The organism is Chthonomonas sp. (genome assembly GCA_016788425.1).
In the GTDB taxonomy this organism is placed as follows: Bacteria; Armatimonadota; Fimbriimonadia; order Fimbriimonadales; family Fimbriimonadaceae; genus JAEURQ01.
On record JAEURQ010000002.1, the window covers coordinates 249390 to 273136 of the forward strand.

Consider the following 23747-nt stretch of genomic DNA (forward strand, 5'->3'; position numbering starts at 1 on the left):
TTCCTTCATGCTCAAGATTTCGGACATTAACGTTTACTACGGGGCGATCCACGCCCTAAAAGGCGTCAGCATGGAGGTCGAAAAGGGCGAGATCGTCTCCATCATCGGCTCCAACGGAGCCGGCAAGAGCACCCTCCTCCGCACCATCTCGGGCTTGCTCAAGCCTCGCAATGGCTCAATCCAGTTTTTGGGCGATGATATTGGCGGCATGCGAGCCGACCTGATCGTGAAAGCCGGGATCGGTCAGAGTCCCGAAGGTCGCCGAATCTTTACGAACATGAGCGTGCAGGAAAACCTGCAACTCGGAGCCTTCATTCGGCGCGACGCCGCGGGCATTGCCGAGGATGTCGAAAAGGTGCTCGGCCTGTTTCCGCGGCTACAAGAGCGGTACAAGCAAAACGCCGGGACCCTCAGTGGCGGCGAGCAGCAGATGCTGGCCATTGGCCGCGCCATGATGAGTCGCCCGCAGTTGCTGCTTTTGGATGAACCCAGCATGGGCCTCGCGCCGAACTTGGTGGCCGAGATTTTCCGGATCATCCTCAACATCAGTGCCACCGGCGTGACCGTTCTCGTGGTCGAGCAAAACGCGCACCGCGCCCTCGAAATTGCGAATCGGGCCTACGTTCTGGAGACCGGCAGCATGGTGCTGAGCGGCATGGGCAAGGATCTCCTAGACGATCCGCGGGTGAGAGAAGCGTATTTGGGTGGCTAGTTCGCCGATGGACCTGTCCACGCTGCGCTACGAAACCCTGCGCGAAGAACATATCGAATCGGTGCTCGCCATTGAGAAAGCGGGGCAATCTGCGCCGTGGTCCGCGGCCTCCTTCCGCAACGAAATCAACCACAAGCACGCCGTGTTTTTGGTCGCCTTTCTCGGCGGCGAGATTGTCGGCTACGTCGGTGTTTGGCTCTTGGTTGATGAGGCGCACATCACCACCGTCATGGTTCGCGACGATCACCGTCGCCAGGGTCTCGGCGATCGTCTCGTCCGGGAGGCCCTCACCCGAGCCCGCGAAAAAGGCATGACCGACGCCACGCTCGAAGTTCGAGCCGGCAATATCGCCGCGCTGAAGCTCTACGAGCGGCTGGGATTTCTTAATGTCGCTGTGCGCAAGCGCTACTACCCGGACAACCAAGAGGACGCAGTGGTGATGTGGCTCTACAACCTCGCCGAGGCTAAGCTGTGAAACTGCTCGACGGCTTGGTGCTTGGCATTGAAAGCAGTTGCGACGAAACGAGCGTGGCGATTCTCGATGGGTTCAACGTGCGCGCTAACATCGTGGCGAGCCAAATCGCAATGCACCAGCAGTGGGGTGGAGTGGTTCCCGAGGCCGCAGCCCGCGCCCACGTGCAAAGCATGATTCCATGCATCGCCTCGGCCCTGCAAGCCGCGGGAGCCTCGATCGCTGACGTGCGCGGAATCGCTGTCACGAACCGCCCGGGCTTGGTCGGCGCGCTTTCGGTCGGCGTCACCGCGGCCAAGGCCCTAAGCGTCGCGCAAGGCGTTCCGCTGGTGGGAGTCCACCACTTGGAGGGGCACTTGATGAGCGCCCACTTTGCCGCCACGCGGCCTGAGTTTCCGCACGTCGCGCTGATCGTGAGCGGCGGTCACACCGAAATCGTGCTCGTGCGGGCCCCGGGCGACTACGAGATTTTCGGCGAGACCATTGACGACGCGGCGGGCGAAGCGTTCGACAAGTGCGCCCGACTGCTCGGCATCCCGTATCCTGGCGGACGTGGCTTGCAGGAACTCGCGGCAACGGGCAATTCGCGCGCGTTCGACCTGCCGCGTAGCCTGCCCAAAGACCCGTTCAACTTCAGCTTTAGCGGTCTCAAAACGGCCGCCCTCCGCTTGATTGAGCGCGAAGGGCCGGGCATCAATCGGCACGACGCGGCGGCTAGCATTCAGGCCGCCATCGTGGATGTGCTTGTGAAAAAGGTCATGCACGCGTTACGCGAGATCGGCGACGTGTGGGGCCTGACTTTGGTGGGCGGCGTGGCCGCCAACAGCGAGCTGCGCTCGCGACTTGCCGACAAGTGCCAGCAATCTGGCTTCGGGTTTGCGACGCCGCCGATGGAGTTTTGCACCGACAACGCGGCCATGATCGCGCTCGCGGGATCGTGGCGCTTGGCTCAGGGGCAGGCCGACGACTCTTCGCTGGACGTGTTTCCAAACGCCGAGCTACCATCCTCGACGCACCAAAACCAGTCGTAATCGCCGCCGGTTTCTTCTTCGATCGGAGCGCAACTCTCAAAAATCGTCTCCCAGCGTTCTTCAAATTCCGCTTGGTCGCGCACGATGCGGTCGTAGCTTTCGCCGCTCACCGGCGGGTAACGCTCGCCCGATTTCTTGAGAATCTCGCGCATCGCTTTCGCCTTGGTTTTCTCGAGCGCGTCGGAGAACTCGCCGCCCTCGGGGAACCGAAACATCATCTCGGTGGCCTCGGGAAGGGCGCACACAATGATCAGGTCAAACCCTTTGCTGGTGAGTTTCATCAGCCGGAAATAGAGGATCTTCAGCTCGTCATCGGTCAGTGGCCGCCGCGAGTTGAACGTGACGTAATACACCACGTCGTCGGCGCGCCAGTGGGGCAGGTGGCCGCGCCAAAGATTGAAGTTCTTCCAGCGGCCCATCGCTTAGTATCCGTCGGGGTGCGTCTGCCGCCACGCCCAAGCGTGCTCTACCATCGTGTCGAGGTCGGGGTACTTCGGCGTCCAGCCGAACTCCTTACGAATCGCCTCGCTGCTGGCAATTAAGCGCGCCGGGTCGCCATCGCGACGCGGGCCGTCTTGGTTGGGCACCGGCATGCCGGTGATGCGGGCGACGGCGTCAATCACTTCGCGCACGCTGAAGCCGTTGCCGTTGCCCAAGTTGAACTGGCGGCTCTCACCGCCCGCGCGCAAGTGCTTGGTCGCCAGAATGTGGGCCGCGGCGAGGTCCATCACGTGCACGTAGTCGCGCAGGCAGGTGCCGTCGGGCGTATCCCAATCCGTGCCGAACACGGTGAGGGGCGGCACCTTGCCCATGGCCGCCAAAATCGTTCGCGGAATGAGGTGCGTTTCCGGATTGTGGTTCTCACCGATCACGCCCTCGGGGTCGGAACCGGCGGCGTTAAAGTAGCGCAAAGCCACCGATTTGAGGCCGTACGCGCGGTCGTAACTTTGAATCATGCGCTCGACGTTCCACTTCGTTTCGCCGTACGGACTGGTCGGGTCCTTGGGGTGCTTCTCATCGATCGGCACGTACTGCGGTTCGCCATACACAGCGGCGGTCGAGCTGAACACGAACTTGCTGACGCCATGCGCTCGCATCGCATCAAGTAGGGTCATCACGCCATACAGATTGTTGCGGTAGTAGCGCGCGGGCTCTTTGGTGCTCTCGCCGACCTCGATGTACGCCGCGAAGTGCATCACCACATCAATGTCGTTTTCGGCAAACACCTGATCCAGCGAGCTCGGGTTGGTGATATCGCCCTCGAACAGCTGCGAGCCTTGTGTCGCGGGGCGGAAGCCCTTCTCCAGCGAGTCGAAAATGAGGTGGGGAATGCCCTCGGCGCGCAGCGCTTTGCACACGTGCGACCCGACGAAACCGGCGCCGCCAACTACAAGAATCATAGGCCTCAAGATACCCGTGCGGTTACGACCGTGGTCCAATGATGCCGAGCTAGTACCGTGACTTCATCAAATCCCGCTTCCGTGAGACCTTCCAAATACGCAGCACACGAAGAAATGTTAAATTTTTGGTCAAAAACTTGGCGTTCGTTTTCAATGAAGGCGGGAGGCAAACCGTTCTCCGTGAGCATGTGAATCCAGGCATCGCGGTCGGCGGGCACATCGTCACTGCAAAAGTCGGCGGTCATCAACACGCTGCCGGTCGCAAGGTGTCGCCGGATTGAACGCCACAACCGCACCTTGTCGGCCAAAAAGTGCCCCACCAGCAGGCAAGTTGCGCCATCGAACTCGTCATCCGGGGCTAAATTGTCTACTTCACCCCATAGAAGTTGCACAGAACGATCGCCACCAAAGCGTTCTCGGGCTACGTCCAGCATCGCTTGGGCCGGATCAACGCCGACAATCCGCCGGCCCTCGCCACGCAGCACGTCGATCTCCCGACCAGTCCCGCAACCGACCACGAGCAGACGCGTTGCACTAGGAAAAAGAGAAGGAATTGCCGCTAAAACTTCTTGATATCCCGGCACCAGCCGAGGCGCTGTTTCATCGTAACGAGCCGCGACCGCGGCGCTGCCAAAGGAAAATTGCGGCGATTCCATGCATAAACATGTTACGCATCCCAGGGTTGGTCGTGTATAAAGAGGTATGCGAGCTAAAACCGTTTTCCTGCTCACCGCTGTCGCAAGCCTCGTCTTCGCCCAAACAGCACCACCCGCCGCGCAAAAAGCACCCACGCTGGAAGAGCGCATTGCTGAATTCAACAAGGCCAACATGGGCAAGCCGATGGCTGACTTCACGATGTCAACTATCTCCGACAACAAACTCACCAACAAGGACCTGATGGGCAAGATCGTGGTCATTGATTTCTGGGCAACCTGGTGCGGCCCGTGCAAGGCCGCCGCGCCGAAGATCAACGCTATGCATAAGGAACTCGCGAGCGAAGGTGTGGTGTTCATCGGCGCCAATGCCGGCGAACGCGACAAGGACGGCAAGCGAGTGCAAACCAAGGAAAATGCGGTTGCCTACCAAGCCGAGCACAAGTACGAATACACATTCACCTACGGCAACGATGACCTGATGAAGAAGCTGAAGGCACCGGCTTACCCGAGCTTCCTGATCATCGACCGCAAGGGCGTGGTGCGCGAAACCATGGTTGGCTTCAACGAAGCCAAGATGCGCCAAGCCTTGAAGGAACTGATGGCCGAGCCGAACTAGTTTAGTTCGTCGCCCACCATATCAAACGAACCCGCGAGGATCGCATAGTCGGCAATGTCGACGATGAGATCCTCGTTGAGGTCTGCGCCACTCACAAACGCGGCGTCGCCGAGCGCGGCATCAAACGCCCCCGCCAGCACCGAGTAGTCGGCGATATCCACGATGTTGTCGCCGTTTACGTCGCCATTCCGCAGGCTCATCGGCACCTCGGGCACGTCGCTCGTCCCGGCCGCCACGCTCACCACGCGCCGGAGCCAGTGCTCGTGCTTCACCGCCACGCGGTAGGCGTCGTCGCCGGGCAAAGCCAAAGCAAACTTGCCCGAGCCGTTGGCGCGCGCCTGAACTGTGCTCAAAATCTGCCCGTTGGCGTCGGCAATTTCAAAAGTAAACAGGCGAGCCGGGCCAAAGTGGCTGTTGAGCAGGGCGATATCGCCAAAGAACACCCGTTTCGGGCTGCCAATAAACTCCATCGCGCGGCGGTCGTCTTGGTCCACATCGGCGTCGCCGTCAAAGTTCATCAAGTTGGGGCTGCTCGCGCCGGTGCTGGGCCCGGTGAACACCTGATCAAAGATTGCGCGGTCGCCATCCGTGAGCATTCCGCGCGCACCCAAGCGATTCTCCGCGATCGCTTGTCGCAGGCGTTGGTTGTCCAGAGTCGTGAGTTGCCCGTCGGAATTCCAATCCGCGCGCCCCGAATAGGCCACCGGCGAACCTGAATACAGGCCGCGGAATACTGTCCAGTCACGGAAATCAACTTCGCCATCGCCGTTGAGATCGGCGCGTTGCGGCATGGCGTTGGCGTTCAGCCAAGTCTTGGTGGACGTCTGCTCGGTCGGCGAGGCAAACCACGACCCATCGAAGACGATCCAACTCTCGATGCCTCGCGCCTTCACGGTCGCCAGTTGCGAGGTCAGCGCCGGGTGTGTGGCCCCTCCGGTGATCGCGAGGCCCGCCCAAATCGGACGGCCCGAGGCCGAGTTTTGAGTGGTCTGCAAATCGGTGTTGATGGAAGCGGTTGTCGAACCGTAGGCCATGGGCACAATCGCTTCCAAGTAGCCTTGAGCGGCCATTGTCGGCCAATCTTGGCACTTGGCCACCTGGGCGCTGCTGCTCATCGCCGAGGCGAAAATCGCGCCCGAGAACGTGAGGTCCGAGTTCACCGCGATGATGCCCTGGCGCATCTGGTTGGCGGCTTCGGCAATGCGCGCTCGCCGCCACGCCAAAAAGTTGGCGTACTGCCCCTGCGAGGTCCGCGCCGCCTGCGTACTCAGGGTGACGCTCGAACCAATAAACGTCGAGAACAGACTTTGCGAAGTGGTGTCGTAGCTCCACGGGCTGGGGAAGTTGTCGCTGGTGCTATTGTCGAGCGGGAATCGGTGGTAGTCAGTTTGGATTCCCCAAAGGCCGGCGTAAGCCGCTAGTTCGCCCGTATAGGCGCGAAGCTTGGCTTGCACTCCCGGCAGAGTAAGGTTGGCGAACACTTGCAACGCTTGGTCGCCGCCCGTCGCGTTTGTCGCCACGTTCCACACGCGGTATTCCGGGTTGGCGGTGAAGTTGTATCCCCCCGTTGTGTCGTACTGCCAGTAGGAAGTCTCGAGCCACGCATGCAGCCGCAAGCCGTAGCGAGTCGCAATCGGGATCGCCTGAGCCAGGTAGTCGGTTCCTGGATAGCGTTGGTTAAAGGTCCCCGCCGCCCCAATCGTGACGCCGTGGTAGAAAGTCTCCAGGAACACGTCGGTGATCCCCGCCGCCCGCAGGTTCGCAAAAGCGATTTCCAGCCCGATCGTGCTGCCATCTCCGCGAAGCCAAGCTCCGCGCACCGGACGCGAATCCAGGTACTGAGCCGGGGCGATTTGGATCAGGGCCAGGGTAAGCAGCCCGGCGAGCTTCTTCATGGCAAAAGTGTAGCGGAAAAGTGAGGCGAGTCCGGCTAGTAAACTTACGGAGATGCTGAACCTGCCGCGAATCATGATGGTCCTCACCGTGGCCTGCGGTCTCGGGCTGGTGGCGAGCTACTTCACCGCCGGCAACGTCGCCGTCATGGTCAGCATTGCCTGCGGGTCGGTGTTCGCGGTCAAGACGATGCTCGAATCGCTGCGAGCCCGCCAACTCGATGTCAACCTGTTGATGGTGCTGGCCGCCATTGGCGCGGTGCTCGTGGGGCAGCCGCGCGAGGCCGCGGTGTTGCTGTTTTTGTTCTCGTTGAGCAGCGCGCTGGAGGAGATGGCGATGGCGAAAACCGAGGCGGCCATCGGTGCGCTCGTGAAACTCCGGCCGGCCACGGCGTTGCGAGTTCAGGCCGATGGCACGCATGAGGTGCCTCTGGAAGAGGTGGCAGTCGGCGATGTGGTGCGCCTCAACCCGTTCTCCATTGTGCCGCTGGACGGCGTGTTGCTCGGCGAATCCAGCTTCAACGAGGCCGCGATCAGTGGCGAGAGCCAACCCGTGCACAAAATCGCTGGCGACAACGCCATCGCGGGCACGCAGAATCTGGGGACGCGGGCTGACGTTCGGGTCACGGCGGCGGCGGGCAACACGACCCTCGACCGAATTGTGCGGCTCGTCGAAGAGGCTCAGGAAAAGCCGACCAGCGGAGAGCGGATCAGCCGGTGGTTCGCCGCGACCTACACCGCCTTTGTGTTGGCGGTGGCGCTCATTTCGTTTGCGGTTCGTTTCTTTGGTTTGCATGAGACGGTGGCGCAAGCGGGCTACCATTCGCTAATTCTGCTCGTCGCCTTGAGCCCGTGCGCGTTGGTCATTTCGGCACCGGCCGCGGCGCTGAGCGCGCTCGCCTTCGCCGCTCGACGCGGGATATTGGTGCGCGGCGGGTTGGCTCTGGAACAGGCGGGAATGGTCACCGCCGTCAACCTGGACAAGACCGGCACGCTGACCACGGGCAAGTTCGACGTCGCCGAGGTGTGCGTGTTACACGAGCCGATCGTGGAGTGCTGGCGCCCCGGATCGCGCCCCAACGAGGCTGTGCTGGAGGTCTTGCGACTGGTCGCCTCCACCGAGAGCGCGAGCCAGCACCCGATCGCGGTAGCGATTCTCGACTTCGCGCGGCGCACCGCCGTCGAATGGCCCGAACCCCAAAATGTCGAGGTCGTACCCGGCAAGGGGCTACGCGCGGTGGTCGGCGGAATCAGCACGAAAGTCGGGCAGCTGAGCTTTTTTGAACCCGCCGAGCTTGGCCACGAACTCAATGAGCACGCCGCGGAAATGGGCGAGCGCGGGCTTACTGTCGTAGTTGTTTCCGCGGGCGACGTGCAGGCGGCGCTGGGTCTACGCGACACGCCGCGCGCGGACGCCCCCGAGCTTCTGTCCGGCTTCCGCAAGCTGGGCATTGGCCACATTCGGATGCTCACTGGCGACAACGCCAAAACCGCGCACGCCGTCGCGAAAGAACTCGGCCTCCAAGAATTTGAAGCGGGGATGACGCCTGAGCGCAAACACGAGCTGGTTCAACAACAGGTGCGGCAAGGCGAGATCGTGATGATGGTCGGCGACGGCGTGAACGACGCGCCCGCGCTCGCCGAGGCCCATGTCGGCGTCGCGATGGGCGGCCTCGGCAACGAAGTGGCGCTCGAAGTTGCCGACGTCGTGCTCGTGCAAGACCGCATTCAGCGGCTCCCGCTCTTGGTGGCGCTCGGGCGAAAAACGCGCGCCAACATCCGGTTCAATCTGTGGTTCGCGGGTGGCATGATTGCGGCCCTCACGCTCGGCTCGCTCGTGGGTTGGGTGCCGCTGTCGTGGGCCGTGCTCGGCCACGAAGGGAGCACCGCCTTGGTGGTTCTGAACGGTCTACGGCTGCTTGGAGGGGCGGGCGCCGAGCGCATGTTGGAGTAACCTACCGGCATGAGCGGAGTGTCCCGGCGTGGCTTTTTGGCGGCGACTGGCGTCGGACTGACCGCGACCTCCTTCGCCATGAGCAAGTCCCCGATTCTTCGTCCCGGCGACCAAGTGGCCGCCATCGGCCCCGCTGGTCGGCTGGAGCCCGACTTCATCCAAGCGCTGCTTGGCAACTTGCGGAGCCTTGGGCTAGAGCCGGTGCTCGGCCCCAATGCCGAGCGGCGGCATCAGTTCTTCGCCGGGACCGACGAGCAGCGGGCATCCGACCTGAATGAGGCGATTCGCAACCCCAAAATTCGGGCAATATCCTGTCTGCGCGGCGGGTGGGGTTGCGCCCGCATTCTGCCGCTCATTGATTGGTCCGCGTGGCGCGCCGACCCCAAGCCGGTCATCGGGTTTAGCGACATCACGGCCTTGCTGGTGGCGGCGATGGGCCACAAGGTTCCGCTCGGATTCCACGGCTCGCAAGCGCCGCCGCCCGAAAAGCCGCTGAGCACGGCTTCGTTCCGGCGAGCGCTGATGGAAACCGGGCCGTATCACATCTTTGCGTCGGGCGGCGAGTCGCCGCCGCTGGCGGTGGACCGGGCAAGTTCAGACCCCGTGCGGGGGCGGCTGATTGGCGGCAATCTCATGGTGCTCAACCAGCTCATCGGCACGGGCTATCTGCCGTCGTTCAAGGACAAGATTCTGTTTCTGGAGGACGTGAACGAGGCGCCCTATCGCATCGATCGCATGCTTACGCAAATGCACATGGCGGGCGTGTTCAAGGGCGTGCGCGCGGTGCTTTTGGGGCAGTTCACCAAGTGCGACGACCCCGATTCGACGGACGTGCCGACGGCCATGGAGGTGCTCCGCGAGCAGCTTGGCAAGCTCAATGTGCCGATCGTCAGCAACATCCAATTCGGCCACATTCGCGAGCAACTGATGTTGCCGGTCGGGGCCGAAGTGACGCTCAACACCGGATCGCAGCCCGAGCTGTGGTGGCACCGCTAGTCGCCTAAGACACGCTTGAGCGCGGCGATGATCTCTTCCGCGACCGCCTCGGGAGTTTTGCCGAAACTCTCCACGAGCACGGCGTCTTCGGCTTTGGTCAACGGCGAATCTTGGCGAGTGTAATCGCGGTGATCGCGGTCGGCGATCTGGCGGGTCAACTCCTCGTTCGAAAGGTCAATGCCTTTCTCCCGAAACTCCTCCAATCGGCGGTGCGCCCGCTCCTCCAAGCTGGCCGTGAGAAACACCTTTAGCGTGGCGTTGGGCGCGACCACGGTGGTCGTATCGCGACCTTCGAGAATCACGCCGCCAGCGGCGATCATCGCCTGCTGACGGCTCGCCATGATCGCGCGCACCGGCGAGTGAGCACTTAGCGCGCTAGCGAGTTCTCCCATGTCAGGCGTTCGAATCGCGGCGGTGACATCCTCGCCGTTGAGAAAAACGCGCTGTGGCGTCCCCTCGCCGAAAGAAATCTCACTGGGCGCGGCGAGCCGGGCGGCAGCCTCGCCATCCTCCGGGCCGAGCCCGTGGCGAGTGGCCAGGAGGGCAACCGCCCGATACATCGCGCCAGTATCGAGGTATCGCAAGTCGAGCCGTTCGGCGAGAATTTTGGCAACTGTTGATTTTCCCGCTCCGGCCGGGCCGTCAATCGCAATGACGGGTCGCATTAGGCTTCGCTCCAGGTCACGCCGAGCGTGCGTAGGTCGTCCACAAATCCAGGATAGCTGGTTGCAATCGAATCAGCCCCCCGAATCGTGGTGTCGCCCGTCGCGCTCAGCAACCCCGCGATCGCAAAACTCATTGCCAACCGGTGATCGCCGTGCGCGTCAATCGTCGCGCCCCTTAAAGCCACTGGCCCGTGAATGGCCATGCCATCCGGAAACTCGTCCACCGACGCGCCCATCGCCCGCAACCCCTTTGCCATCTGCGCAATCCGGTCACTCTCCTTCACCCGCAACTCCGCCGCTCCGCGCACCACGCTCGTTCCGTGCGCCTGCGTCGCGAGAACACTCAGCACCGGAATCTCATCAATCAGCCTCGGCACCAACTCGCCTTCAATCACAAAGGGCTTCAAGCCAGGCGGCCCGCTGACCACCAAATCCGCGAGCGGTTCGCCCAACTCCGCCCGTTCATTTTCCCGCGTCACCGAAGCCCCCATATGCGCAAGCACATCAAGCAGGCCCGAGCGCGTCGGATTCACCGAAACGCCCCGAAGCACCGCCTGCGCCCCCGGCGAACCCGCCACCAAACACAGCGCAAAGGCCGCGCTCGAAATGTCGCCCGGCACTCGAAACTCAAATCCGCCCCACTCGGCGCGTTGAACCGAAATCTGGTTGCGACACCGGGTGAGCGGCACGCCGAGCGCCTCCATCAAGCGCTCCGTGTGGTCGCGACTTTGCTCGGGCTCGTCCACGCTAGTCTCACCCTCGGCCCGCACCCCCGCGAGCAAAATCGCACTCTTGATCTGCGCGCTCGCCACCGGCGAGAGGTAGTCAATGCCGCGCAGCGTTCCGCCGGTCAATCGCACGGGCGCCTTTTCGCCCTCTACCTTTGCGCCCATCATCTTGAGCGGGAGGCCAATGCGCCCCATCGGACGCCGCGAGAGCGAAGCGTCGCCGACAAATTCTACGCTCATCGGTCGCGAAGCGAATACTCCCATGAGCAGGCGCATGGTGGTGCCAGAATTCCCGCAATCAACCGGCTCGGTTGGGGTGGTCCAGGTCGCGGGCTGGACCCGCCACACGTCGCCCGATTCCTCCACCCGCATGCCGACCATTTCGAGAATGCGTCGCGTGGCGCGGCAGTCTTCGCCGGTCAAGGGGTTGTGGATTTCGCTAGTCGAATTCGCAAGAGCGCCAAAAATTAGAGCGCGGTGGGTCAGGCTTTTGTCGGCGGGGGGAGTGATTTCGCCCCGAGGCGGGCTAAGGGCCGGACCAAAACGAAGCTCCATGAACGCCCCAAGAGTACCAGTCGCAACCTTCCCCCAGTTTCGGCTGTATAGTGGGTGAGTGTTTGTCGTTTACGCAGGTTGCATGATCGTCAGTGTAGGCCTCCTGTTGGTCGGCATCATCGTCGGCCATGGCAACCACGACGTCGGCGATCACAGCTTCGATAGCGACCACGGCATCGGCGACTGGCTGCCCATCCTCAGCTTCCGGTTCTGGGTGTATGGTGTTGGTGCCTTCGGCCTGACCGGCGTCCTGGCCACGCTCATGAACATGCCCGAAGCCCTCATCATGGCCATCGCGGCGGGCGTCATCACCGGCCTCACCGTCAGCATCGCCGCCCGCCAACTCGCCCGCCGAGGAAGCGCGTCCGGCAGCACCACTTACCAAGATCTGGTGAGCCGCTGGGGCACCGTGAGCGTCCCTATCCGGTCGCGCTCGGTAGGGAAGGTGGTCGTTCAATACGGCAGCGACATCATCGAGGTGCAAGCCCGAGCCCTCAACCCCGACATCGAGATTCTGCCGAAAGAAAAGGTCATTCTCGTTGGCGTCACGGGAGAAATTTTTGAGGTGGTCGCCGAGTCCGAAGCGGCCAGCCTTTCGTTAGGAAACAGTCATGAATAACGTCTCCCTTTGGCTTGGCCAACTGACGACCCCCGAATCCGTCGAGCAACTGATCACCGCGCTCAAGGGCGCGGCCCCGGTCCTCGTCTGCATCCTCGTCTTTTTCGTTCTCGTCAAGACGATCCTGTACATCTGCCCGCCCAACGAGTTCCTCGTGTTCTCCGGGCGCAAGCAAAAAGCACCCGATGGCACCGTCCGCGGATTTCGTGTCGTCTTCGGCGGTCGCGGCTGGCGAGTGCCAATTCTGGAGCGCGTAGACCGCATGACCCTCAACACGATGGAGATTCCCATCGGCGTGCGCGGAGCCTACGCTCAAGGCGGAATCCCGCTTCACGTGGACGCCGTCGCCAACGTCAAAATCTCCAGTGAACCCGGTGTCGTCGGCAACGCAATTGAGCGCTTCCTCGGTCAACCACCCGTCGCCATCCGCCGCGTCGCCAAAGAAACCCTCGAAGGCCACCTGCGCGGAGTTCTGGCACGGTTGACGCCCGAACAAATCAACGAAGACCGCCTCACCTTCGCGGAAGAACTCGCCAACGAAAGCGAACTCGACCTCAAGAAGCTCGGCCTCCACCTCGACACGCTCAAAATTCAGCACGTCAGCGACGACGTGAAATACCTCGATTCCATCGGACGCGAAGCCATCGCCAACGTCGTTCGCGACGCCCAGATGGCCGAATCAGACGCCCGGCGACAAGCCGAGCAAATCGAAAGCGAAATGGCCGCCCGAGGCGCCGTCGCCCTGAGCAATGCCGACGCCCAAATCGCCCGCATGGAAAACGAACTCCGCAAAATCCTCGCCGACCTCGAATCGCGCGTGACGAGCGAAGAAAAAATCACCGAGTCCGCCGCCCGCGAGGCCCGCGCCCGTGCCGAACAAGAGTTGCAAGGCATCCGCACCCAAGTGGAAGCCATCCGCCTCAAAGTGGACGAAGTCCTCCCCGCCGAAGCGGCACAAATCGCCCAACAGTCCATCGCCGAAGCCGAAGCCTCGGTGACCCGCGAACGTGGCCTCGCCGCCGGGGAGGCGCTCAGCGCCCTCAACTCTGCGTGGCGCGCCGCCGGCGACAACGCCATCAACATCGTCGTCCTCGACTCCCTCGACTCGATTCTCAAACGCATGGTGCATATCGCCAACCAAGTAGAAGTGGAAGAAGTGAATATCATTGACAACGGCTCCGGCAAGGGGCTCCCGAACTATGTCGCCGGGCGCGTCGCTTTGCTCACCGAACTCACCGGTGCCCTAGAGCAACTCGTTGGCTTCGATCTGAAAAAGGCCCTGGGCGGCATCACCACGGAGGTGCGAAAGTGAGCTTCATCGTCGTCGTGGGCGTCATCTTGGCGTTCCTCCTGCTGTTCCTCATCACCTTGCCCTCGCTCATCCACATTTGCGCGCCCAACGAGGTGCTCATCTTCAGCGGTTCGCGTCGCCAGGAGCATGGCCGTGACCTTGGCTATCGCGTCATCAAAGGCGGACGCGGCATCCGTGTGCCGTTCATGGAACGCGTAGACCGAATGGACCTCACCAACATGGTCATTGACGTCACCGCCACCAACGCGTACAGCAAAGGCGGAATTCCCGTCTCCGTACAAGGCGTCGCCAACGTCAAAATCGCGAGCCAAGAGCCCCTCCTCAACAACGCAATTGAACGCTTCCTCAACCGCAGTCGCGAGGAAATCATCGGCATCGCGAAGGCCACTCTCGAAGGCTCCCTCCGCGGCATCGTCAGCACCATGACGCCCGAGCAGATCAACGAAGACAAGTTGCTCTTCGCCGAGCGACTCGTCCACGAAGTGGAAGCCGACATGACCGCCCTCGGTCTCGCCGTCGACACCATGAAGATTCAACACGTGCAAGACGAGGTGCACTATCTCGACTCCATCGGCCGCCGCCGCAACGCCGAGGTCATCTCGTCCGCCCGCATCGCCGAAGCCAAAGCCCGCGCCGAATCCAGCGAACGAGAAGCCTCCAACAAGGAGCAGCAAGCCCGCGCCCGCGTGGACGGCCAAATCGCCAGCGCCAAGGCCGATGCCGAGCGCCGCCTGCTCGATGCCACCTCGCGCCGCGAAGCGGTCATCGCCGAAGAACTCGCCGTCGTCGCGGCCGAAGTCGCCAAAGCCAAGGCCGAGGTCGCCGTGCAGACCGCCCGCGTCGAGCAAGTGCGCCGCCGTCTGGAAGCCGAAGTCATTGAACCCGCGAAAGCCCAAGCCAGCGCCGCCGCCGCCCGCGCCAAGGCCCAGTACGCTCCCGTCGTCGCCGACGGCACCGCCCGCGCCGAAGCCCTTACCAAAATGGCGGAAGCGTGGAAAGAGGCCGGCCCCGGCGCCCGCGAAATCGTCATCGCCCAAAAAGTCGAGACCATCTTAGCTGCCATAGGGGAGTCAGTCAACGCCGCCTCCCAAATCAAAAAGGTCACCGTCATTGACCAAGGAGGTTCGGGCGGCCCCGGCAACCTACTCGCGCTCAGCGAACAGCTCAAAGAAGTCTTTGGCCTCGATGTCGTCGAGAAAGTCAAGCAACTCGGCTCCCCGACGCCCGTTAACGTGAAAGTCACCGTCCCGAAGAGCATTGAACCGTCCCCGTCCGAATAACGGGGGCGAACGTCCCCCAAAAACTGCCAGCACTAGCGGTTCGCGGGTAAAGTTTGACGACATTCTATGCCCGCTGAGACGCCCATGATCGAGATGCGAAACATCTCAAAACGCTTCGGCACGGTCGAAGCGTTGTCGGGGGTCTTCCTCCGGGTAGAGCCGCAAACCATCCACGCCGTGGTTGGCGAAAACGGGGCGGGCAAAACCACCCTGATGAAGATTCTGCAGGGTGCCCACCAACCCGATTCCGGCGAGATTTTGGTCAACGGCCAGCCCGTCACCATCGGCGGCAACGCCGCCGCTCAGGAACTTGGCATCGGCATGGTGAGCCAGCACTACAGCGTCATTCCCGAGCTCACCTGCCTGCAAAATCTCATGCTTGGCTGCGAGCCGGGTCTCGTCTTGCCGCTCGGCGCGGCGATGGCGCGGGCCGACTCACTGGCGGGCAGCATGGGCTTTCAGTTTGATTGGAGCGCTCCGGCGTACGAGCTGAGTCCGGCGGCCGGGCAGAAGCTGGAAGTCCTCAAACTCCTTTGGCGCAACGCCAAAATCATGATTCTCGACGAGCCGACGGCAATGCTTTCGCCCGCCGATAGCGACGCCATGTATGCGAGTCTGCGGCAACTCGTGGCGAACGGCGCGACCGTCATCGTCGTGACGCACCGCATTCCCGAGGTCCTGGAACACTGCCAAAACTTGACCGTTCTGCGGGGCGGAAAATTCATCGAGGAGCGGCCCGTGGCCGGACTCGAATCTGCCCACGTTGCGGAACTGATTGTCGGGCGAAGTGTGCCCACGGACACCAACCGCTCGGCTCCCCAAGGTGAACCGCTGTTAAGAGTTTCAAACCTGGAAGTGCTGAATCGCCAAGGCGTTCTTGGGCTCAAAGGAGCCACGTTTGAAGTTCGCGCTGGTGAAATGTTGGGCATTGCCGGGGTGGACGGAAACGGCCAGCAAGAACTCTTTCACGCGCTCATGGGTCGCGCGCGGATCGTGGGCGGCACGGTCGAGCTGGGTGCCCGCGACATCACGCAGGCCAACACGCGGCAACTCCTGGATGAAGGTGTGCGCTTGATTCCCGAGGACCGCCACGCCGAGGGTTGCATCGAAGAATGGAGCCTGGCCGACAACGCTATTTTGGGCATCCACCGCCAGCCGCGAACCGAAACCAGGGAGCAAGCCGCCGGTCGCATGGCCGAGCGATTCCGCACGAAATTCGGCGCGCTCACCAACCCGATGCGCTCGCTCAGCGGCGGCAACCAACAACGATTTATTGCCGGGCGCGCCCTCGATGGCGCGCCGAAACTCATTCTCGCCTTTCAGCCGACGCGCGGGCTCGATATCGCGAGTACCGAAGAGGTGTATAGCGCCATTCGGGCCGAATGTCGTCGCCTCGGCGCGGCCGCGCTGGTGGTCAGCTTTGACCTCGACGAACTTCTTGCGCAGTGCGACCGCGTGGTCGCCGTTTGCCACGGCATCATGGTTGAGCCCGACTCCGCGCTCGCCATGGATCGCGCCGAAATCGGACGGCTGATGGTGGGCGCGTGAAGAACCTGAACTGGCGCTTGATCTGGCTCGTGCTGGGCACGCTGGCTGTCATCTGCGCCGTCATTTTGTTGGCCGGAAAGTCGCCGATCGAAGTGGTCGAGCGCATGATCCGCGGCAGTCTCGGCACTCCCCGCGTGCGGTCGGAGACGCTCAAGGAAACGACGCCGCTCCTCATCGCCGGGCTCGGCGTCTTCATCGCGCTACGCGCGGGGCTGTTCAACATCGGCGTGGAAGGCCAATTGGTGGCCGGCGCGTGCACGACGGCGGTGATCGCGTATCGCGTGCCGGGGCCGATGGGCATTGGGCTGGCTATCGCCGCCGCCATCGCGGTGGGCGTGCTGGCCGCGCTGCTCCCCGCGCTTATCCGCATCTATCGCGGCGGGCATGAGGTGATCACCACCATCATGCTCAACAACATCATTATTCAAATCACCACCGCCCTCGCCAACGGACCGCTCAAGGCAGCGGGGCAAGATTCCTCGTACACCGCCAAGCTAGCCGACAGCAGCATGCTCTCGCCGATCTTCAGGTCGGGGCCGTTTGTCATTCATCCGAGCCTCATTCTCGGGCTCTTGATGGTCATCGGGTTTGCCGTCTGGATGAAAAAATCCATTGGCGGCTATGAGCTCAACGCCGTTGGCGCGAATCGCACGGCGGCCGAGTTCGCCGGAATTTCCTCCAAAGCGGTGATGCTCCGCGCTTTTCTCACGAGCGGCGCGCTGGCCGGCCTGGCCGGGGCCCTCATCGTGCTCAGCACGGAAGGCCGCTTCTACGCCGGTTTCTCGCCGGGCTACGGATTCGACGCGCTGGGTGTGGCGTTGCTCGCCGGACCCACCGCGCTGGGGCTCATCCCCGCCGCGCTCGGCTTTGGCTTGCTCACCGTCAGCCAAAGCGCGCTCATCCAAATTGGCATTAGCAAAGGCCTCACCGGCGTGTTGCTGGGCTGCCTCATTATCGTGCTAGCGGCGTTCCGCTATCGGGAGATCAAGAAACGTGGCTGACGTCCTCCTCATTCTCGGCAAAGCGCTGGAACTCAGCACGCCGCTGATTCTGGCCGCTCTCGGCGGACTCTACAGCGAGCGGGCCGGCGTCATGAACATCGCGCTCGAAGGCAAGATGCTCGCCAGTGCGTGCGCCGTCGCGCTCATCAGCGTGGCGAGCGGCAACCCGCTGATCGGTTTACTCGTCGGAGTGCTCGCGGCGACGCTGCTGTCGCTGCTCCACTACATGCTCACGCAAAAGTTCCGCATTGACCATGTGGTGAGTGGCATGGCGATTAATGTGCTCGCTATCGGCGGTTGCCGATTTGCTTACGCGCAGTTCACGGATAAGAATCGAAGCGGCGAGATTCCGCACCTGCCCGAGGCGGCCTATTGGGCGCTCGCCGCAGTCATGCCGTTTGCCGTGGCCCTCTACCTGCGGCAGACTCGCCCGGGATTGAGGTTGCTGGCCGTGGGCAACGATCCTGACAAATCGCGCGAGGCGGGCATCAACGTCGCCCGTGTGCGGTTGCAGTCGCTCGCCATTTGTGGATTGCTGTGCGGACTCGCCGGGGCGCTCATCGTCACGAAGACCGCCAACTACAGCGACGACATGACGGCGGGGAAGGGCTTCATCGCGTTGGCCGCGCTTGTGGTCGGCGGATGGCGTCCGTTGCCCACGCTGGCCGCGTGCCTGTTCTTCGCGCTTTGTGAGGCAATTCAGCAGGTGTTGCAAGGCGGCAAGGGCTGGCTTAGCGCGATTCCGCCGCAGTACTGGAACACGCTGCCGTACATCGCTACGATCTTCGCCCTGGCTTTCCTGGGCGGCAAGTTCCGCGTGCCGAGCGGCATGGGCAAGCCCTAGCGCGCGCTCAGGAAGAACCGGAACCGGTCGAGCTCAAGGTCCAACTCGCGCTGATAGGCCTTTTCCTTGGGTTCTTTTACGTAGCCGAGATCCACAACTAACTCGCCTTTGACAACCGCGAGATTCGCCCACCCAACGGCGTCGTCGCGCCACAGAATGGGCATCGCGTAGTAGCCCATGGTGCGCTTGGCCGCCGGCGTGTAGGCCTCAAATTTATACTCCCAGCCGTGAAGGTGCTTAAAGCGGTCGCGATCATAAACCACCGGATCGAACGGCGTGACGATGCGCACGAGCCCGTCAGAGTCGGCTTCGCGAGGTGACTCGGGCAAGGCGTACGACACGCCATCCACCATTTCTTGGCGAACGTCGTTGAGCATCTTACGGTTGGCCATGATGTGGCCAAAACACTGCGGACCGCCAAACCACGCCGTGTGCCGCAGGAGGTACCACAGCGACTTGATCGGCACCGGCGCGTAGATTTCGGTGAGCACGCGCAGGCACTGCTGCACCTGCTCCTCGATGCTCAGCGGTTCGTGATCGTGCTCCACCGCGTGATAGTGCTTCTGCCCGCCCTGACGGTGGCTGACGCCGAGCCGCCCCAGAAAGTGCAAGTAATCCAGCACCTTGGTCGCGGCTTGCCCACGCCCGCCCCAATAGTTGGCCACCTGACGCTTGCCAAACTCGGCGATAATCTCTTTGGCGTGGGTCGGGCCGTTCTCGCAGACAAAATCGTAGATCGGCTCCATTAGGTCGCCAGCTTCTGATTCCACGGTCCACGGCTTTCGCGGTGTGCGCGGGTGCATGAGCGGAATCGCGGCCCGCGACATGTAGCCGTAATTCATAAAATAATCCTCGACGATGGGTAAGTCTCGATATTCGCGCTCGGCGTCGCCCGCTCGGTAGTCCCGCACGCGCTGAAAGAGAATCAAGTCCTGCGCTTTTGCGGGCGAGGTGATCGGGTCGATCTGCACGTACGGCAATTCGTCGAAGAGTTCCGGCAGCGTTGTGTGCGGAAAAAGCGCTTGGCGGCGCGCCATGGCGCGCAAATCGGCGGAGGTCATGTGCGAGGGTATACCCAGCCTCGGCGGCCCCCGTTGACAGCGAGCCGATCGTGCGGTATGATTCTCCTTCGTATCTAAGAGGTTTTTCTATGGCGAAAATTTGTCAAGTCAGCGGTAAGAAAGGCAACTCGGCGCAGCACTGCCGCCACCGCCACTCCGCGTGGAAGTTTAAGGCCCCGCACAAGCCGCGGGTGCAAAACGCCAATCTGCAAACTGTCACGGTGAGGACACCGCATGGCAAGGTGCGATTGCAGGTCGCCGCATCGGTGATCAAGTCCCTCGAGTTCGCCCAGGTCATGGCCGGCATCAAGCCGATCCCCAAGGCTTGGCTGAAGAAGCCGACCTACGGCATCTAAGCGAAAGTTCGCTTTACGCTACATTCGGTGGTTGGCTCGGTCAACCACCGAATCTGTTTTGTCCACCCGGTTTGCGCGCCGCGCGCGTACAATAGAGGAACGGATGCGGCGCAAAGACCTCGACCAATGGCTTTGGCAGGTGGGACTGGAACTCCAACAACAGGGGCATGAGGGCCCGGTGGGTTCGGCTCGCCTGGCGCAAGGCGCTGGCTGGCAACCGCGCGTAGACGTCCTCGCCGGAAAGGGCGGCATCCTCATAAAAGTGGAACTTGCCGGGGTCAGCGAAGACGACCTCAAGCTAACCTACGACACCCAAGAGAATATTCTGATTGTGCGCGGCACCCGGCGCGAAAACGAGCGCCTGACCGAAAGTCTACGACCGCACATTCTGGAAATTCCGCATGGCGAATTCGAGCGAAGAATCGCCATTCCGACCGCACGCCTTGTGCCAACGACTATCGAAGCCGCGCTCGACCACGGCCTCCTGATTGTGTGGGGGCGGCAGGCCGAGCCCGAAACCATCGCCGAATCGTCACCAATCCGACGACGTGTTGTGCTCATTCAGCGAATCGAACGTGAACTTTAGAACCTATGGCTGACCGAAATGAATTTGATTTGCTGACCGACGAACTCGATCTCGTTGATAGCGATTTGCTGGGCGCGGGCGTCGCCGATTTGGACGACGACGAAGCCTCGCGTCCGGACATTCCCGAGATTCTCAACCTGCTCCCGCTGCGCGATTCGGTGGTCTATCCGATGCTGATCGCCCCGCTCAGCGTCTCTCGCGAGTCCTCGATGCGCCTGATTGACGATAGCGTACTCAGCGCCAACCGCATCATCGGGATGGTCGCCCAGCGCAAGGCGCAAACCGATCAGCCGGGTTTTGAGGACGTGTTCGAATACGGGTGCGCGGCGATCATTCGCACGCTGGTGAAGATGCCCGATTCCGTGCGCCTGATCGTGCAGGGAATCCAGCGATTCCGGATTGTCGAGCGCGTGCAAGAAGAGCCGTACCTTCGCGCTCGCATCGAGCTGATCGAAGAGCCGCAGGTGCCCGAGGAGTTTCAAGAAGAAGTCGAGGCGCTTCGCCGCTCGGTTTCGGGATTGTTTGAGCAAGCCGTTCGGCTGTCGCCGCAAATGCCCGAAGAGTTGCGCTCGTTGACCTCGGCGGTGCAAGAAACCTCGAGCATGGCCGACCTCGTGGCGGCTCACATGACACTGCCGCTGGCCGACAAGCAAACCGTGCTGGAGACCCTGGACATCCGCCAGCGACTCCGCAAGTTGGTCGAGATGATCAGCCGCGAAGTGCGCGTGCTGGAACTCGCCAGCAAGGTCAATAGCGAGGTTTCGCAAGAGCTCACCAAGAGCCAGCGCGAGTACTACCTCCGCGAACAGCTTCGCGCGATTCAGCGCGAACTCGGCGAGGTGGACGACCGCTACGAGGACCTGCAGGAACTCAAGGAACGCATTGACAACGCGGGCATGCACGCCGACGCGCTGCGCGAGGTGAACCGCGAGTTCGAGCGCCTGCGCCGCATGAATCCCGGCTCGCCGGAATACACCGTCGCGCGCACCTACGTGGACGTGATGGTCTCGTTGCCGTGGCAAAAGCACACCCAAGACAATCTCGACCTGGCCGAGGCGCGCCGCATTCTCGACGAAGACCACTTTGGCCTCGAAAAGATCAAGGATCGCATCATCGAGTTTCTCGCCGTGCGCAAGCTCAAGGGCGACCAAGCCGTGCGGCAGCCGATTCTTTGCTTTGCCGGCCCTCCGGGCGTGGGGAAGACGTCGCTCGGGCGGAGCATCGCCCACGCCATGGATCGCAAGTTTGTGCGCATCTCGTTGGGCGGCATGCGCGATGAGGCCGAGATTCGCGGCCACCGCCGGACCTACATCGGGGCGCTCCCCGGCCAGATCATGCAGGGAATCCGCCGCTGCGAATCGAATAATCCGGTGTTCATTCTCGACGAGATCGATAAGCTGGGCAACGACTTCCGCGGCGATCCCTCGTCGGCGCTGCTGGAAGTGCTGGACCCCGAGCAGAATTCGAGCTTCCGCGACCACTACCTGGAGAGCACGTTCGACCTCAGCCGGGTGTTCTTCATCACCACGGCCAACCGCCTCGACACGATTCCAGGGCCGCTTCGCGACCGCATGGAGGTCATCGAGCTCGGCGGATACACCGAGGAAGAGAAGCTGGAAATCGCGGTCCGCCACCTCATTGACAAGCAGATTGAGGAGCACGGGCTCAAGAAGTCCAAGATTGCCCTGAAGCGCGAGGCGACGCTGGCGATTATTCGCGGCTACACCCGCGAGGCGGGCGTGCGCAACATGGAGCGCGAGATTGCGGGAGTCATCCGCAAGGCGGCGCTGCAGTTCGCTCAAGGGCGCAACACAAAGCTGACCATCACGCCGAAGTTCGTCGAGGACGCGCTGGGCGCGCCGCGCTTCAGCCGCGACGAGATCACTGAGCGCGAGCTTCGCCCGGGCATGGCGGTGGGCCTCGCGTGGACGCCGGTCGGCGGCGACATCCTGTTCATCGAAACCCTCAAAATGCCCGGGAAGCGCGGCCTCACGCTCACGGGCCAACTGGGCGACGTGATGAAGGAATCGGTGACGGCCGCGATGAGCTATGTCCGCGCCAATGCGACCGCTCTCAAAATCAATCTCAAAGATTTTGAGGAGTCGGAGATTCACGTTCACTTGCCGGCGGCGGCGGTGCCGAAGGACGGCCCCAGCGCGGGGGTGACGATGGTCACCGCGCTCACCAGCCTTTTCCGCAACGTGCCCGTGCGCGAACGGCTCGCCATGACCGGCGAGGTCACGCTGACCGGCTCGGTTCTGCCCGTGGGCGGTATCAAGGAAAAGGTGTTGGCCGCGTATCGCGCGGGCGTCGAGACAGTGATTCTGCCCGAGGACAACCGCAAGGACTTTATGGAAGACGTGCCCGAAGCCATCCGCGAGAAGCTGAAGGCGATCTTCGTCAAGGACGTTTCGCAGGTGCTTAAGCACGCGCTGGGCAAATAATCCCGAGCCGAGCCAATCCGCTCGGCTCATATTTCGTCCGTTTGGAGTAATATAGCTAAGGCTACATTTTGCACCCATGGCTATAAACGCACTCCGCACCTTTCTCGCCCTTTGTCTCGCCCTCGTTCTGGCCTCGTGTTCGCCCAAGGAATCCAAACCCGGGCGCATTTCGGTCGTCGCGACCACGGGCATGGTCGGCGATCTCGTCCGCCGCATCGGCGGCGAGGATGTGGACCTCAAGGTGCTGATGGGCCCGGGCGTTGACCCCCACCTTTATAAGGCATCGCCGGGCGATATCCGCGCCATGGCGGCGGCGGACATCGTCTTCTATAGCGGCCACCACCTCGAAGGAAAAATGACCGAAGTCTTCGAATCTCTCGCCCAAACCAAGGCGGTTGTCGCGGTCACCGATCGGGTGCCGGAAGACAAGCTGCTGCACTTTGGCTCGGCTCCCGACCCGCATATTTGGTTCGACGCGGACGTTTGGCGAAGCGGTTGTCAGGTCGTCGCCGAGGCGCTCGGCAAGAAGGTCCCGGCCAAAGCCAGCGTGTTTGTCCAGCGCGCCGTGGAATACAACGAGGAATTGACGAAACTCCACACTGAGATCAAGGGTGAACTCGCGGTCCTCGGCAAGAAGGGAATTTTGGTGACCTCGCACGACGCGTTCGGCTATTTTGGCCGTGCGTATGGGCTGGAGGTCCACGCCGTGCAGGGCATCAGCACCGATTCCGAGGCGGGCCTTAAGGAGATCAACAAGCTGGTTGACCTCATCGTCACCCGGCGCGTGCCTACCATTTTCACGGAGTCGAGTGTTTCGCCCAAGAACATGCAGGCGTTGCGCGAGGGCGCTGCGTCGCGCGGTTGGACGGTGAAGTTCGGCAAGAGCCTCTACAGCGACGCCATGGGCGGGCCGGGCTCGGGCGCCGACACCTACCCCGGAATGGTTCGCGCCAACGCCCAATCCATCTTGGAGGGGTTGCGCTGAGCGCGGCGATCTCGGTCAAAAATCTCGGCGTCGC

The 23747-nt window shown here is 62.3% G+C and carries 23 protein-coding genes; 16 read left to right on the forward strand and 7 right to left on the reverse strand.

Features of this window, described 5'->3' with window-relative positions:
- Nucleotides 1-7 precede the first annotated feature (7 nt).
- From JNJ45_03070 to tsaD, 3 genes are read left to right on the forward strand one after another with little or no spacing between them, the layout of a single operon-like run.
- Nucleotides 8-712 carry an ABC transporter ATP-binding protein gene (locus tag JNJ45_03070; GenBank protein ID MBL8047642.1) on the forward strand — a complete coding sequence of 235 codons (705 nt, stop codon included), beginning with the start codon at nucleotides 8-10 and terminating at the stop codon, nucleotides 710-712.
- Nucleotides 705-1187 carry a ribosomal protein S18-alanine N-acetyltransferase gene (gene rimI / locus JNJ45_03075; protein ID MBL8047643.1) on the forward strand — a complete coding sequence of 161 codons (483 nt, stop codon included), beginning with the start codon at nucleotides 705-707 and terminating at the stop codon, nucleotides 1185-1187. Before JNJ45_03070 ends, rimI begins: the two co-directional genes overlap by 8 nt.
- Complete coding sequence (tsaD, locus tag JNJ45_03080) at nucleotides 1184-2215, forward strand: tRNA (adenosine(37)-N6)-threonylcarbamoyltransferase complex transferase subunit TsaD (protein ID MBL8047644.1); 1032 nt, start codon at nucleotides 1184-1186, stop codon at nucleotides 2213-2215. The genes rimI and tsaD overlap by 4 nt, the downstream gene beginning before the upstream one ends.
- Here the strand turns inward: tsaD and JNJ45_03085 are convergent.
- Genes JNJ45_03085 through JNJ45_03095 form a run of 3 tightly spaced genes read right to left on the reverse strand, consistent with a single transcriptional unit; the run spans nucleotide 2134 to nucleotide 4271 of the window.
- Entirely contained in the window at nucleotides 2134-2634 is a 501-nt protein-coding gene (locus JNJ45_03085) for a hypothetical protein (GenBank protein MBL8047645.1), read from the reverse strand. The genes tsaD and JNJ45_03085 overlap by 82 nt on opposite strands.
- Nucleotides 2635-2637: 3 nt before the next feature.
- Complete coding sequence (gene galE / locus JNJ45_03090) at nucleotides 2638-3615, reverse strand: UDP-glucose 4-epimerase GalE (protein MBL8047646.1); 978 nt, start codon at nucleotides 3613-3615, stop codon at nucleotides 2638-2640.
- A gap of 5 nt (nucleotides 3616-3620) precedes the next feature.
- The gene (locus tag JNJ45_03095) at nucleotides 3621-4271 is read right to left on the reverse strand and encodes a class I SAM-dependent methyltransferase (protein MBL8047647.1); all 651 of its coding nucleotides are present in this window, start codon (nucleotides 4269-4271) and stop codon (nucleotides 3621-3623) included.
- A 46-nt stretch (nucleotides 4272-4317) separates the two neighbouring features.
- Between JNJ45_03095 and JNJ45_03100 the strand changes: the two genes are divergently transcribed.
- Complete coding sequence (locus JNJ45_03100) at nucleotides 4318-4887, forward strand: TlpA family protein disulfide reductase (protein ID MBL8047648.1); 570 nt, start codon at nucleotides 4318-4320, stop codon at nucleotides 4885-4887.
- Here the strand turns inward: JNJ45_03100 and JNJ45_03105 are convergent.
- Nucleotides 4884-6782 (reverse strand): family 10 glycosylhydrolase, encoded by a 1899-nt coding sequence (locus JNJ45_03105; GenBank protein ID MBL8047649.1) that lies wholly within the window; start codon nucleotides 6780-6782, stop codon nucleotides 4884-4886. The genes JNJ45_03100 and JNJ45_03105 overlap by 4 nt on opposite strands.
- A gap of 52 nt (nucleotides 6783-6834) precedes the next feature.
- On the opposite strand from JNJ45_03105, the gene JNJ45_03110 reads away from it, so the two are divergent.
- Together JNJ45_03110 and JNJ45_03115 are read left to right on the forward strand one after the other, a co-directional pair.
- Nucleotides 6835-8733: a heavy metal translocating P-type ATPase gene (locus JNJ45_03110; GenBank protein MBL8047650.1), complete on the forward strand. Its 1899-nt coding sequence runs from the start codon at nucleotides 6835-6837 to the stop codon at nucleotides 8731-8733.
- Nucleotides 8734-8742: 9 nt separating this feature from the next.
- The gene (locus JNJ45_03115; protein MBL8047651.1) at nucleotides 8743-9729 is read left to right on the forward strand and encodes an LD-carboxypeptidase; all 987 of its coding nucleotides are present in this window, start codon (nucleotides 8743-8745) and stop codon (nucleotides 9727-9729) included.
- On the opposite strand, the gene JNJ45_03120 is transcribed toward JNJ45_03115, so the two are convergent.
- Both JNJ45_03120 and aroA read right to left on the reverse strand, forming a co-directional pair.
- Nucleotides 9726-10394, reverse strand: a complete 669-nt coding sequence (locus JNJ45_03120; protein ID MBL8047652.1) for a (d)CMP kinase — start codon at nucleotides 10392-10394, stop codon at nucleotides 9726-9728. The genes JNJ45_03115 and JNJ45_03120 overlap by 4 nt on opposite strands.
- Entirely contained in the window at nucleotides 10394-11677 is a 1284-nt protein-coding gene (gene aroA / locus JNJ45_03125) for a 3-phosphoshikimate 1-carboxyvinyltransferase (GenBank protein MBL8047653.1), read from the reverse strand. Before aroA ends, JNJ45_03120 begins: the two co-directional genes overlap by 1 nt.
- A gap of 82 nt (nucleotides 11678-11759) precedes the next feature.
- Between aroA and JNJ45_03130 the strand changes: the two genes are divergently transcribed.
- From JNJ45_03130 to JNJ45_03155, 6 genes are all read left to right on the forward strand, one after another.
- The gene (locus tag JNJ45_03130; GenBank protein MBL8047654.1) at nucleotides 11760-12296 is read left to right on the forward strand and encodes a hypothetical protein; all 537 of its coding nucleotides are present in this window, start codon (nucleotides 11760-11762) and stop codon (nucleotides 12294-12296) included.
- Nucleotides 12289-13608, forward strand: a complete 1320-nt coding sequence (locus JNJ45_03135) for a hypothetical protein (protein ID MBL8047655.1) — start codon at nucleotides 12289-12291, stop codon at nucleotides 13606-13608. The genes JNJ45_03130 and JNJ45_03135 overlap by 8 nt, the downstream gene beginning before the upstream one ends.
- Entirely contained in the window at nucleotides 13605-14888 is a 1284-nt protein-coding gene (locus JNJ45_03140) for a hypothetical protein (protein MBL8047656.1), read from the forward strand. The genes JNJ45_03135 and JNJ45_03140 overlap by 4 nt, the downstream gene beginning before the upstream one ends.
- A gap of 66 nt (nucleotides 14889-14954) precedes the next feature.
- On the forward strand, nucleotides 14955-16436 hold the full coding sequence (locus JNJ45_03145; GenBank protein MBL8047657.1) for an ABC transporter ATP-binding protein: 1482 nt from the start codon (nucleotides 14955-14957) through the stop codon (nucleotides 16434-16436).
- On the forward strand, nucleotides 16433-17437 hold the full coding sequence (locus JNJ45_03150) for an ABC transporter permease (protein MBL8047658.1): 1005 nt from the start codon (nucleotides 16433-16435) through the stop codon (nucleotides 17435-17437). Before JNJ45_03145 ends, JNJ45_03150 begins: the two co-directional genes overlap by 4 nt.
- Nucleotides 17430-18281 (forward strand): ABC transporter permease, encoded by an 852-nt coding sequence (locus JNJ45_03155; GenBank protein MBL8047659.1) that lies wholly within the window; start codon nucleotides 17430-17432, stop codon nucleotides 18279-18281. Before JNJ45_03150 ends, JNJ45_03155 begins: the two co-directional genes overlap by 8 nt.
- Here the strand turns inward: JNJ45_03155 and JNJ45_03160 are convergent.
- Complete coding sequence (locus JNJ45_03160; protein MBL8047660.1) at nucleotides 18278-19342, reverse strand: YcaQ family DNA glycosylase; 1065 nt, start codon at nucleotides 19340-19342, stop codon at nucleotides 18278-18280. The genes JNJ45_03155 and JNJ45_03160 overlap by 4 nt on opposite strands.
- Before the next feature lie 89 nt (nucleotides 19343-19431).
- On the opposite strand from JNJ45_03160, the gene JNJ45_03165 reads away from it, so the two are divergent.
- From JNJ45_03165 to JNJ45_03180, 4 genes are all read left to right on the forward strand, one after another.
- A complete protein-coding gene (locus JNJ45_03165; GenBank protein MBL8047661.1) occupies nucleotides 19432-19698 on the forward strand; it encodes a hypothetical protein in 267 nt (88 codons plus the stop codon).
- 103 nt (nucleotides 19699-19801) lie between these two features.
- Nucleotides 19802-20284: an Hsp20/alpha crystallin family protein gene (locus tag JNJ45_03170; GenBank protein MBL8047662.1), complete on the forward strand. Its 483-nt coding sequence runs from the start codon at nucleotides 19802-19804 to the stop codon at nucleotides 20282-20284.
- Between the two features lie 5 nt (nucleotides 20285-20289).
- Entirely contained in the window at nucleotides 20290-22728 is a 2439-nt protein-coding gene (gene lon, locus JNJ45_03175) for an endopeptidase La (protein ID MBL8047663.1), read from the forward strand.
- 76 nt (nucleotides 22729-22804) lie between these two features.
- Nucleotides 22805-23713, forward strand: coding sequence for a zinc ABC transporter substrate-binding protein (locus JNJ45_03180; GenBank protein ID MBL8047664.1), 909 nt, complete (start codon nucleotides 22805-22807; stop codon nucleotides 23711-23713).
- The last annotated feature ends 34 nt before the right edge of the window (nucleotides 23714-23747 follow it).